Source organism: Allofrancisella inopinata, assembly GCF_012222965.1.
GTDB lineage: Bacteria > Pseudomonadota > Gammaproteobacteria > Francisellales > Francisellaceae > Francisella > Francisella inopinata.
Map to the genome: position 1 here is coordinate 1,307,214 of NZ_CP038241.1, position 12,391 is coordinate 1,319,604.

Here is a 12,391-nt window from a genome sequence, read left to right on the forward strand (position 1 = left end):
TTATCATTCTTACTTCATACTGTCAGTAACATAGTTGATGACGGGATATATAGTACACAATAAACTTTCACTGTTTTATTCAACAATTTTTATAAAGACTATTTTAAGGCGAACGTTTATAGTAGAATTATTAGTTAAGAAATAATTTTAAGTTTTATCAGTATGAAAAACTATATACACATTTTATCTATAGCACTTCTATCAACACTCCTAATAAGCTGCGCTTCTATGGATAAAGATCAAAAACCTATAACTTATCCCACTCTTGACTCATGTACTCCAGACTTACTTCAATCTCAACAATCCTTCATATGCCTAAAAAGAGTAAAAGGACCTGACTTCATAGAGACAAATATTAAATTTAGTGCAGATAGCTTTACTTTAAACGACCAAGCTAAAGAAACTCTTAATAAATTATATGCGTACCTAAAACTAACTGGTGATACTAACTTTGTAATCAAAGGGTACGCTGGAAAAATAGACTCTAAACTAATAAAACATAATGACCTGCTGACAAAACACGACCTTCGCCTTTCTAAAGATAGAGCTTCTAGCGTCAGAGAATACCTAATAAACAAAGGTATAAAGCCTGATGGTATCGAAATCCAAGCTTTAGGATACCAAGATCCTATAGCCCCTAATGACTCTAATGCCAATAGAGAAATAAATCAAAGAGTAGAGATAACCCTTAAGAGTAAACTTGTAGATCAAGTTGACAACATTAATGACCGTATCAAACACGTTAAAATTAGTAATTATACAAAATTTTTCTCAAACATTTATCTACTTAACGATAATCAAGTAGATGAAATGGCTAAGATATATGACAGTCGTGAGAAAAGACCTGTTTTGGGTATTAATTTCAAAATCTTTGCAAATAAACAGTATCCTACTAGAGAAGACAATAAAAACTTTAGTATCATCTCTGAACCAAAACCTATAAACGCGTATAACCCTGATAAAAAAGTGTATAAAATAGGGTCAGCTCAATACAACTATACCTATAAAGGTATAACTGCTCTTACTATCACCGATCTTAAACAGGAAGCTTCTGTAGGTGACTACGTAATTCCAAACGACATCGTTTTTTCCAATCCACTACCAGCAGAGAGCTTTAAAATGGACAGTAAAATAACTGCTAATGTAATGCAAGATATTATGAATACGGGTACATTCTCGTTTAGCTACAATAGTATCTTAATCAACAAAGGAGCCACTGATGGTCTAAAACTTGGTGCTGAAATGATACTTTATGAACCAGAATCAAGAGCTGATGGCTATCCAGTGCCTCCAAAGTACATTGGTCATGGCTTTGCATATCGTCAATCGGACCATTATGCCCTTGTTTTGATAGTAAATTCTCTCCAAGAGATCACAAAAAACTCTATGGCTACTACAGTTTTGTAATGAAAACTACAACAAAAAATTGTCTAATACTAGCTATATCTCCTTACTTTAGTAATAGTCGCTTTAATGCAGCTATTAGTAGCAATATTGATTTGGATGATTTGGTAAATAGCCCTTCACACTATCAAAAACAATTATCTCTTCGTAAAGAAACTTTAGATTACTTAGTAGAGAAAAAATATTTACCATATTTGGACAAAGTTAATAAGTGGCTAAGCAAATCAAGCAACTCACTGATAACATATTTTGATAAAAAATATCCTTGTGAACTAAAGCAAATTTCTAATCTGCCTATAATATTATATTGTTTGGGTAACGTTGATTTACTTGATACTTACCAACTAGCTATTGTCGGGGCTCGTAATCACACTAGTTATGGAAAAAATGTTACACAGAAAATTATTAGTGAACTAGCTTATCACAATATAACTATAACCAGTGGCTTAGCCTATGGTATTGACACTCTGGCACACCAGTACGCTTTGGAGAATAATCTTAAAACCATAGCAGTTATAGGCACAGGTATTGATGTTATTTATCCTAAATCTAATACCACCTTATACCAAAATATTTTATCTAACCAAGGTCTTATTATTTCCGAATTTAACCTTGGAGTAGAGCCTCTTAGACACAATTTTCCACAGAGAAATAGAATAATTAGCGCTTTGTCTAAAGGTGTTTTGGTAGTTGAAGCAGCACAAAAAAGTGGCTCTTTAATTACTGCTGAGCTAGCACTTGAGCAAAATAAAGAAGTATTTGCAATTCCTGGAAGCATTTTTAATACCTCAAGTAGTGGTTGTAATGAACTAATAAAACAAGGAGCAAAATTAGTTAGTAATGCTTCTGACATCCTAGAAGAACTAAATATCAATAATAGCCCTAGAATTATTAATACGTTGGATACTATAGAAATTAATGATGAGCAAAAAGCGGTTCTTAATAGTATCAATAACAGTCTAACCACTATTGATCAAATCATTAACAACACTTGTTTACCTTACCATAAAATTAGTGAATTACTATTTGAACTAGAAATGAAATCTCTTGTTGAAACAGTGCCTGGTGGATACACTAGACGACAACCGTCTTAGTCTTGCTCTTTTATTGTTTGGATTAGGGTTTGTGGATCATCAGCATTACCAGGTAGCTCAGCTTTTGCATTACGAAGCTGGATACCTATATCTTTAGACTCATCAATATCATTTGCTTTAGACTCATCAATATCATTTGCTTTAGTGTCACCATCTAAGTTAGCCAAGTCAATAACTTTGCTATCATTAGAGTAACTCTGATCAAAAGCCTCATCAACCTGAGAAGCTTCATTTATCTTATCTAACTTACTCTTAAGCATCATAGGCGGTTCTACAGATTTATTTATAGACACATTCCCACTTGATGCCATTTGTGACTCCACATCAGTACCTTCATAGCCTAAAACCCCAAGTACAGCCTTATCTGTCTCTAGAGCATCACTATCTGCTTTTAGTTCTTGTTTAAGAATCTTTGCCATGCCATAGTCATAGTTTTGTAAATACGCATTACGCATAGCTATATAAGGGTCTATTGAAACTTCTTTTAAATTAGAATATGCTGGTAAGTAAGCCACCCCTTGGTTAATTTGATACGTCCCATAGATACCCCAGCTTACTATATACGAAGCTGCCGGACCAATGGGTGCGAAGAAAAATACATATGTAAGAGGATTAAACAGAGCATCCACACCATTTGCTACATCCTCTAAAGTGCCTGGACCCAAAAGTGGCCAAACAACATAAGGAGATGCTTCATTCTCATCATAGGCACCCCACTTATGTAAGGTTACAGCAAAGCTTTGATGGTATCTCATCTGCTTACCAAACCAGTCATCTGCTACATCAAAGAAACCTAAAATCCCAAAAGTTGTATTTGTTAAAAACCTAATACTATCATCACCAGCATAGCTTAACTGTCCCTGAAACATATCATTGACTACTCTTGCAGGTTCAAGTAGGTTCTGAAACATATTAAAAATTCCTGTTTGTACAGAATCTGGCATCACATAATCATAGCCTTTCGCAACTGGAGTGAGAGCATCATAAGCTTTATCATTAAAAGAATACATGCCTCTGTTATAGTTTTCAAAAGGGTCTCGCTTATCCTTTGTAGTTTTCATATTAGAACAACCACTGACTGTTATTCCAACTGCTGAAAGCAATAGTATAAAATTTGTCAACTTCATTAAGCTTATCTCTTTTTATAGTTAGTAAAAACACAACCTACCAATTATAGTAAATTAAGTCCCAAAACTCTAATAAAAATTTTCTTAACAGCTGATCTTTGATATCATTGGTTCAAGTATTTTAAAAAAATCTATAGCTTTAGTGGTCATGAATAACTTAGATAACAATGAAGTGGATAAATTTTCACGCTTAGCAAACGGTTGGTGGGATCCAAATGGTGAGCTAAAGACCTTACACCAAGTTAATCCTTTACGTTTAGAATTTATAAAACAACATACTACTCTTGATAATAAAAAAGTTTTTGATATAGGCTGTGGTGGTGGGATTCTTACAGAATCACTTGTCACAAAAAACAATAAAGTTTATGGTCTAGATGCCTCAGGTGAAGCCATAAATGTGGCCAAAGGGCATGCTAAAAGTAATAATCTGGACATAAACTATATAAACTCGACTATAGAAGAGTTTGCTGCAGTTACAAAGGATCAGTTTGACCTTATTACATGTATGGAAATGTTAGAACACGTTCCAGATCCTGAGAGTGTGGTAGCCTCAATATCCAAACTTGCAAGGCAAGGAAGTTTATTTTTTGCTTCAACGTTAAATAGAAATCTCAAATCTTATCTACTATCAATAGTAGCTGCTGAACATATTTTAAAAATGGTTCCTAAAGGCACTCACCAATACAGCAAATTTATAAAACCATATGAGCTAATAAAAGTAGCGGAAAAATATGGTTTTAAACCTTTAGAAATAATTGGCATTCATTATAATCCTATTACTAACTCTTTTAAATTAGGTAAGAATACTGATGTTAACTATATAGTAGCTTTTGAAAAGGTGTAAAATGCAATATAACTATTTTCATTATCCAACCGATAAACTACCTAACTACGGAAGCGTTGTATATTTTGCTTATCGTAAACTTAGTGATGATAAAAAAGAAAAACTTTACTTATTGGATCAAATAAAATCGCAAATTATATCTTGTACAGAGCTATATAATAATATTGAAGTTGCTAATGAAAAAATGAACTGGTGGCTAAAAGAAATAAATAGCTTAAAAAATGATAAAACCATATTTTCACCACAATTAAAAAAATTAGCTGAAATCTTTGATAAAAACACTTTGTATAAACACTTAATAGTAGATATCAGCTATTCGCTAGAAAATAGCAGCAAAACTGAGAGGGACTTTTATTCTCATATTTACAATAATTTCTTAGGTATAGAAACTCTTAAAGCTCTTTTTTTAAATGATTTTAATGATGTAAATATTGATGATATAAAACAATTAAATGCTAATAATGAAATAATTAGACATATTTTTTGTATACCTAAACATTTTTATAATCATATAATTTTTGATGAAAGGATAATACCTAATATATCTAAAACCGAATTTGATCAAATTGCTCTACAATGGTTAAATAATTACAAACCAGTTAAACTAGATAAAAAATATAAACCTCTAGAAAAGATAAATAAAATTCACTACACAATGCTCAAAAAACATCTCAAAAAAGTTAATAATCCTTTTAAGGAAGCTATAGCCTTTAGTCCTTTGGCTTTATTGTTTTATTCGATTTAGAAAGTTATATTGTAATTTCTTAAATTGTAGTCTCAAAGTTATAAAATGGAACTGATTAAATGGACTCGCTTGCTGGAGCAGTGATGCTTCAAAGAGCAAGTTGTTATACTTAAATAACAAACCTAAACAGTCCACAGGAGTCTATAATGAATATTACAATATTAGCTATAGATATTGCAAAAAATATTTTCCAATTACACGGCAACGATAAGTTTGGTAAATGTGTTTATAAAAGACGCATAAAAAGAGATAGTTTGCTTCAAACAATCGCTAATATCCCAAAATGCACAATTGTTATGGAATCATGTAGTGGCTCAAATTATTGGTATAGAGAATTTACTAAAATCGGTCACACTGTCAAATTAATATCCCCACAATACGTAAAACCATTTGTGAAAACAAATAAAAATGACGCTAATGATGCACAAGCTATAGCAGAGGCAGCTAGTAGACCAAGTATGAGATACGTTGATGCTAAGAGTATTGATCAACAAGATAACCAATCTCTACATAAGATGTTTATTATTAGAGTATGGTATTGCTATAAATCAAGGCCATTGTTGTTTAAGTAAAGCTATACTTGAAATACTAGCAGATACAAATAGTCAGCTAACAGCTTTAACAAAAGATTTCGTACGAGATTTATATGATGAGTTTTTATATTTGGGTAAAAAAGTAGAATTATATAATGTTAAAGTTAAGCAGCTAGCTAAATCCCAAGAGCCATGTCAAAGGTTATTAGATATTGAAGGAATTGGTGAATTATCTGGCACAGCTATTACTGCGATATTAGGTGATCCTAAGAACTTTAGAAATGGTAGACATTTTGCTGCTTTTCTAGGCTTAATCCCTAGACAAAGCTCGAGTGGCCAAAAAACAAAATTGCTCGGTATAAGTAAAAGAGGTAATACTTATTTAAGAACATTATTGATTCATGGGGCAAGATCTGTTGTTGCTAACTCTACAAAAAGTTTATGGATACAAGAGAAATTAAGAAGATCAGGCTATTGTAAAACCCTAATTGCGGTTGCAAATAAAAATGCAAGAGTTGCCTGGTCCATATTAGCAAATAAGACAAAGTATGATATTGATTACAATTTAAATCAAGTCGCTTAATCACATAAGTAAAATGATTATTTAAAAGTGTAAAACTTGCCTAGGATAAAACTTTGTTTCAACATGTATCGTTTAGAATACTTAAGACTGATAAGTTATTTTAGGCAACAAATTTAATTAAGGCACTTAAGATGCCAGATGTATGTCAGTGATTATACTTTTTAAATAAATTTATTAATGAAATAAAAAAAGGAAGAAAAAATGGTTATCTAAATTCAAAAAAGTATTGATTAATCAAGCGAGTCCATGTATGTTGAAAGAGAGTTCCAGAAGTAGTTTATTATATTTTGACGAACAAAAAATTTATAAGGAACTAAAAAATGTAAGTAGAATAGTAAATATCATTCTTTTATTCCTATTCCTTAAATTCTAGACTGTATTAAGTTTCAAACACTTCGTTACATGTGACACCAGTTATAGGAGTTGACGTTCCACTCTCACTATAACTATTAGTGTATCCTAACCAGTCCATATCATGAAAATCATCAATATATACTCCGCCATCTTGTCTTAGAAAAAATGCCGCATCCCGACCAGGATAACTATCCTCTACCTTATTACCCGGAGTTGGAGAAAGGATTGAAGCTAAAATCCCATAACCACTTGGACACGTAAAAGTAATTGCACTTCCAGTATTTACCCAAGTAATACCTGTAACCTCACCGACTCCACTTGGTGCTATCTGAGAATAATTACCGCCTACCATAGTCATTGTTGGTACGAAAGCGTCTCCTGTATTGATAGGAATAGCAGCTGCTACAGCTCCAGAACCACCTGGCGGTGTAGCTGTTAATGTTACAGTATAAGTTGTATTATAATTATCAAATGTTACATTTGTATAAGCTGATGTAGGTGCAGAAAATGCTGCCGATGATGGATTTGAACTCCACTGTAGTGTCCAAGCATCAGTTATCCCAGTACCTGCTAAATCTACCGATAAGGAATAATCTAAAAATCCAAATCGAGAACTACTTAATCGTGGTGCTACAACTGTACCAGTAGTTATATTTTTTGTAGATGTCGTTACTACTTCTCCATTTACAGAAACCTCCAAAGTTACATTATAGGCTGTATTTACGTTTGGAAAAAGATAATCTATCTCTTGACCTGTACCGATTTCAGTACCATCTACTTTCCAAGTAAAGGTTGCATCATCTGGGATACCTGTATCTGTTATATTAGCTATAAATTTATAGTCTAATACAGAGCCCCCCATAACCTCAGATTCTATTTTAGCTTTACCATAATTAATATTTACTGTTTTTACTAAATCAATTTTTTCAATAGAACCATCTGGATTTGTTAGTGTCCCAGAAATACCAATCTGATGTGAACCTACTGAATTAAATATCCAGCTGGTTGGATTAGAGTCATATGTACAATCACCATTACATGTTGCTAAATCATTATCACTTAACTGTTGGTCTGTAGCAAACTGACCATCTGACATAACCCAAGTTATGTTATATTCTGGCTCAGATACAGCCTCTTGCTTTAGTACCTTATCCACAGATTTGCCTACTACATTTGTATATCTAAGCAGGTCAACATTATCTAATTCTATACTGCAAATTATACCTTGACAATCTGTTAATATCTGCTGCTCACTGTGCTCCTCCTGTGTGCAGCTATTTAACAATGAAGCTAATGCCAGCATAATAGCCATCGCTCCTATTAATTTTTTATTCATAACACAGCCCTCCTTATTGTAATCAGCAAATTTATTTTTATAAAAATTATTAATATATTTTAAATTAAAAAAAATTATTTTCAAGTTAAATGGTGGTATATGCTTAAGTTTTTAAATTTATTTTTAGTTTTATTTATATTTATTAAAAATTTTAATTATTTTTAAATTATGAATAAACTGTTATGAGATAAAACATAACTAAGGAAATGTTATTAAGTAATGCGTACAGATAAAGAAGATAGTAATGATGGAAGCATTAGTCAATCTATAATATTAGATTATAACAGCTTATCAGGTAAAGGAATTTTAGAAAATCTTAAAGGTGAAGCTGAGAAGAGCACCATAACCGAACTAAATCTTTCAACTTGTAACATTGGAAACCAAGCAATAAAAGATATCTCTACTAATTTAAAATATTTAAGAGTACTAGATCTTTCAAGTTGTTACATTAACGACCAAAGGCTCAACGTTATAGCTATAAACCTAAAACATTTAAAGTCACTAAATATTTCACATTGTAAATATAATATAGAGAGTGGTTTTATCGATCATGAAATAACAAATCTTATTCCAAAATTAAAAAATTTAAAAATATTAGGATGCACAGATGTTAATTATCATAATCAAATCTCAAGACACCTTGCTTCTAATTTCCCACTTTTATTGCTTAATAGTTCAGATTGCCGTAATTATTTTAATAAGCAATATCATATATACTCAAACCAATAAGAACTAGACTTTACTTTTTTTATAAACATACTTTGGGTTGATAGTATCTGCTAAAAGCTTGTTTTCAAAGTCAATTCTAAGCAAAATACCTATTGTGTAACACATAATCAATAAGCTACTACCACCATAACTTATAAACGGTAATGTTAAGCCTTTTGTGGGCAATATTCCTGTATTAACTCCCACATTTACAAATACCTGAAACCCCATCCAAAAGCCTATACCATATGCTAAAAATGCTTGATAATATCTCTTTAATTCAAATGCTAATTTAGCAATGTTAATAGCTTTTAAAACTATAAACAAATACACCACCAATAATATCATTAAACCAACTATGCCTATCTCTTCAGCTATAACTGATGTAATAAAGTCTGTATGAGCTTCTGGTAAAAAAAACTGCTTTTGAACACCATTTCCTAGCCCATCACCAAACCAACTTCCTCTACCAAATCCAATAAGTGCTTGAACTAACTGATAACCTGAGCCGTTGGCATTTTCCCAAGGATCTAAAAAACCTGTGATTCTATGCATACGATAAGGTGAGATAATCACTAACATAGCAGCCATAATTACCATAGCTGCTAAAAGTAAACCATACCATCGTACTTTACTACCTGCAACAAAAAGCATTCCTAAAACACAAATTGATATAACCACTGTTGAACCAAAATCAGGTTGCATGAGTAAGAGCATCGCTATACAACCTAATAGAGTTATAGGTACTAAGATACCTTCTTTAAAATTCCTCATTTTCTCAAGGTTTGTAGCAACATACCCAGAGAAAAATATTATTGCTAAAAGTTTAGCTAATTCTGCAACTTGAATATTAATAATTACCAAAGGAATCCAGCGTCTTGCTCCATTAACGCTTTTACCAACTCCAGGCACTAATACAGCTACTAGCACTATAAGCATTATAAAAAAGAAAGCGTTAAAATTTTTCTCATAATTTTTTGTCGGAACGAGTAAAGCTAATAAAAATAAAAATATCGACACAATAGCAAAGAAACCTTGTCGGATCGAATAGAAAAAGGGATTATTATAATCATCTAATGCAACAACCATTGATGCAGAAGTTACCATAATCCACCCAAATGCAAGTAACCCTAGCATTATAAAAACTAAGGAAATATCTATCTCAAGTTTTGCTCTGACTCTTTCTCTCTTTGCGTTCTGTTTTGTTAATAAAAGCTTTAATCTATAGAGCATTAAGTTAATTTCCTAATTACTGTTTCAATTGTAGAACTAATTTTTCAAATACTTTGCCACGTTCAGCATAACCACTAAACTCATCAAAACTAGCACATGCTGGGGATAACAATACTATATCACCACTTTGAGACTTTTGTTGTGCTAGAACAAAAGCATCTTTCATGTTATCACAAAGCTGATACTCACAGTAGTTACTAATTTGCTGTTTAATATAATGTTTATCCCTACCGTATATGACTACAAATTTCACAAATTTTCGTAAAACCTCTTCCATCAAGGTAAAATCACCTCCCTTAGCGATACCACCCAATAGGAGAATAATATTTTTACTAACTGTAATACTCTTTAGTGCTGCTATTGTAGCACCAACATTTGTTCCCTTAGAGTCATTAATATAGCTAACATGATTAATCTTATCGACAAATTTACAGCGGTGATCAAGACCATTAAAAGTTTTTATTATCTCAATAGATTTATTGGTATCTACACTTAGTTTTTCTAGGATGTTGAGCGCCACTACTATATTTTCTAAATTATGTAGACCATACAATTTTGTTTGTGTTATATTCAGTAGTTTTGAAGAGCCGTTGTAGATATTATTATCTACTAAAGTATATTTTCCAGTATACTTTAAGCCTTTACCCTCAATATCATACATAATAAAATCTTTGCTAAAATTCGCTAAATTTAGCTTCGATTGAGTGTACTCGGCTAAATCTTTGTATCTATCTAGATGATCTGGGGAAATATTAATCACGCACCCGATTGTGAAATTTGCTTTTTGTAATAAATCAATTTGAAAGCTTGACAATTCTATTACACAAAAATCAAACTCATCTGCTAACTTAGAAAGTGGCGATATACCAATATTACCAGTAAGGATACTTTTATGACCTAATTGGTTTAAGACATAGTTAAGTAGTGTTACTATTGTACTTTTACCATTAGAGCCAGTAATTGCTATAGTTTTTACATCTGTATGTTGTATTTGTTTATAGAAGATATCTATATCGTTAGTTAATTTATCCTTATAGTCCTTAAGCGGGTTATATGGGTGTTTATTCGTTGGGATGCCAGGGCTTAATGCTATTAGATCATAACTGTCCAAATCATAATTTAGAAACTCTTGATCACTATGGGAAATATCTATCTTTAAGTTATTAAACTGTTGCAAAAAATCATATATAGCTTTTCCAGTAGTACCAAACCCCACTAGTAAAATTTTATTGATTTTATATCCATTAAAATAAAAGTCAGACACTATCTAACCTTAATAGCGATCAAGCCTATTAGAAATAATACCACTGAAATTATCCAAAAGCGTACTACTACTTTTGTTTCTGGCCAGCCTTTTAGTTCAAAATGGTGGTGGATTGGAGCCATTTTAAAAATTCTTTTGCCATTTCTCAGCTTATATGATCCTACTTGAAGGATTACTGAAATAGCCTCTACTACAAATAATAACCCCATGATAAAGAATATTAACTCTTGACGAATCATAATAGCTATTACACCAAGTACAGCTCCTAGCGTGAGTGACCCAACATCTCCCATAAACACTTCCGCTGGATGAGAATTAAACCATAAAAAGGCCAAGCCAGAACCACAAATAGCCGCGCAAAATACAGTCACTTCTGCCAGACCTTGTTTACCAAGGTAGTTAAATAACAAATAGCTTGATAAATTATAATTAGTTTCAATATACGCGTATATTCCTAACCCAGCAGCAACAAGCACAACTGGCAAAATTGCTAACCCATCTAAACCATCTGTTAGGTTAACAGCATTACTACTACCGTTTATAATAAAAAAAGTTAATACAGTAAAAAGCACTATTCCCATAGGGATGTATAAGTCTTTAGAAAATGGTATAGATAAATTCATTTGACCATTTTTTTCTAATAGAACAAATAAAACTATCGCTAAGATAATAGAGAAAACAGATTGTAAAGCAAACTTATGTTTTGCTCTCAGCCCCTTCGGGTGCTTAAGTACAAGTTTCAAAAAATCATCGAAAAATCCAATAGCTCCAAAAAATAAAACTACAAAAATTAAAATCCAAAGATAGATACTACTTAGATCCCCCCATAGTAGTGACGATATAACTATAGACGATAAGATTAAGACACCGCCCATTGTAGGGGTATTTTTTTTAGAAAAATGACTTTCTGGACCTTCATCACGAACTACTTGGCCAATTTGCATTTTTTGAAGCCAACGTATCATGGGAGAGCCGAGTAATAAAGTTATAAGTAATGATGTAATAGTAATCATAAGTATTCTCACAGAAACATAACTACTAAATACGTCAAAAGCCGAGAAATACTGACTAAGCCATTTAAAAAGATAGATTAACATACAATTTTTATCTGGAAATAAATTAGCTACATTATAGTATATCTAGTTTTACTTTTACAGAGCTTTAGA

Annotated in this window: 10 protein-coding genes and 1 pseudogene; 6 read left to right on the top strand and 5 right to left on the bottom strand. The window is 32.0% G+C overall.

The features are described 5' to 3' along the window. The first annotated feature begins 162 nt into the window (after window positions 1-162). Window positions 163-1,407 (top strand): OmpA family protein, encoded by a 1,245-nt coding sequence (locus E4K63_RS06000; protein WP_133941060.1) that lies wholly within the window; start codon window positions 163-165, stop codon window positions 1,405-1,407. Beyond that, window positions 1,407-2,498 carry a DNA-processing protein DprA gene (gene dprA / locus E4K63_RS06005; RefSeq protein WP_133941062.1) on the top strand — a complete coding sequence of 364 codons (1,092 nt, stop codon included), beginning with the start codon at window positions 1,407-1,409 and terminating at the stop codon, window positions 2,496-2,498. The genes E4K63_RS06000 and dprA overlap by 1 nt, the downstream gene beginning before the upstream one ends. Here dprA and E4K63_RS06010 read toward each other — a convergent pair. Then, complete coding sequence (locus tag E4K63_RS06010) at window positions 2,495-3,625, bottom strand: MlaA family lipoprotein (RefSeq protein ID WP_133941064.1); 1,131 nt, start codon at window positions 3,623-3,625, stop codon at window positions 2,495-2,497. The two genes, dprA and E4K63_RS06010, sit on opposite strands and share 4 nt — an antisense overlap. A gap of 148 nt (window positions 3,626-3,773) precedes the next feature. On the opposite strand from E4K63_RS06010, the gene ubiG reads away from it, so the two are divergent. The 3 genes and pseudogenes from ubiG to E4K63_RS06025 all read left to right on the top strand — a co-directional run bounded on the left by ubiG (window position 3,774) and on the right by E4K63_RS06025 (window position 6,330). Beyond that, window positions 3,774-4,469, top strand: coding sequence for a bifunctional 2-polyprenyl-6-hydroxyphenol methylase/3-demethylubiquinol 3-O-methyltransferase UbiG (ubiG, locus tag E4K63_RS06015; RefSeq protein ID WP_133941066.1), 696 nt, complete (start codon window positions 3,774-3,776; stop codon window positions 4,467-4,469). A gap of 1 nt (window position 4,470) precedes the next feature. After that, window positions 4,471-5,214, top strand: coding sequence for a hypothetical protein (locus tag E4K63_RS06020; RefSeq protein ID WP_133941068.1), 744 nt, complete (start codon window positions 4,471-4,473; stop codon window positions 5,212-5,214). Between the two features lie 146 nt (window positions 5,215-5,360). Continuing rightward, window positions 5,361-6,330: pseudogene (locus tag E4K63_RS06025) on the top strand (IS110 family RNA-guided transposase). 379 nt (window positions 6,331-6,709) lie between these two features. On the opposite strand, the gene E4K63_RS06030 reads toward E4K63_RS06025, so the two are convergent. Then, on the bottom strand, window positions 6,710-8,020 hold the full coding sequence (locus E4K63_RS06030) for a DUF3281 family protein (protein WP_133941070.1): 1,311 nt from the start codon (window positions 8,018-8,020) through the stop codon (window positions 6,710-6,712). 219 nt (window positions 8,021-8,239) lie between these two features. Between E4K63_RS06030 and E4K63_RS06035 the strand changes: the two genes are divergently transcribed. Continuing rightward, a complete protein-coding gene (locus E4K63_RS06035) occupies window positions 8,240-8,749 on the top strand; it encodes a leucine-rich repeat domain-containing protein (protein WP_133941072.1) in 510 nt (169 codons plus the stop codon). 3 nt (window positions 8,750-8,752) lie between these two features. Here the strand turns inward: E4K63_RS06035 and ftsW are convergent, their stop codons facing one another. The 3 genes from ftsW to mraY are packed head-to-tail and all read right to left on the bottom strand — an operon-like array spanning window position 8,753 to window position 12,322. Further along, window positions 8,753-9,961, bottom strand: a complete 1,209-nt coding sequence (gene ftsW / locus E4K63_RS06040) for a putative lipid II flippase FtsW (RefSeq protein WP_133941074.1) — start codon at window positions 9,959-9,961, stop codon at window positions 8,753-8,755. 16 nt (window positions 9,962-9,977) lie between these two features. After that, entirely contained in the window at window positions 9,978-11,225 is a 1,248-nt protein-coding gene (gene murD / locus E4K63_RS06045) for a UDP-N-acetylmuramoyl-L-alanine--D-glutamate ligase (RefSeq protein ID WP_133941076.1), read from the bottom strand. Beyond that, entirely contained in the window at window positions 11,225-12,322 is a 1,098-nt protein-coding gene (gene mraY / locus E4K63_RS06050; protein WP_133941078.1) for a phospho-N-acetylmuramoyl-pentapeptide-transferase, read from the bottom strand. Before mraY ends, murD begins: the two co-directional genes overlap by 1 nt. Window positions 12,323-12,391: the final 69 nt, after the last annotated feature.

Bases quoted from the DNA above. Each gene is read 5' to 3' on its own strand.
- E4K63_RS06035 (WP_133941072.1), top strand. From the start codon at position 8,240: ATGCGTACAGATAAAGAAGATAGTAATGATGGAAGCATTAGTCAATCT.
- ubiG (WP_133941066.1), top strand. From the start codon at position 3,774: ATGAATAACTTAGATAACAATGAAGTGGATAAATTTTCACGCTTAGCA.
- E4K63_RS06010 (WP_133941064.1), bottom strand. From the start codon at position 3,625: ATGAAGTTGACAAATTTTATACTATTGCTTTCAGCAGTTGGAATAACA.
- mraY (WP_133941078.1), bottom strand. From the start codon at position 12,322: ATGTTAATCTATCTTTTTAAATGGCTTAGTCAGTATTTCTCGGCTTTT.
- E4K63_RS06020 (WP_133941068.1), top strand. From the start codon at position 4,471: ATGCAATATAACTATTTTCATTATCCAACCGATAAACTACCTAACTAC.
- dprA (WP_133941062.1), top strand. From the start codon at position 1,407: ATGAAAACTACAACAAAAAATTGTCTAATACTAGCTATATCTCCTTAC.
- E4K63_RS06030 (WP_133941070.1), bottom strand. From the start codon at position 8,020: ATGAATAAAAAATTAATAGGAGCGATGGCTATTATGCTGGCATTAGCT.
- ftsW (WP_133941074.1), bottom strand. From the start codon at position 9,961: ATGCTCTATAGATTAAAGCTTTTATTAACAAAACAGAACGCAAAGAGA.
- E4K63_RS06000 (WP_133941060.1), top strand. From the start codon at position 163: ATGAAAAACTATATACACATTTTATCTATAGCACTTCTATCAACACTC.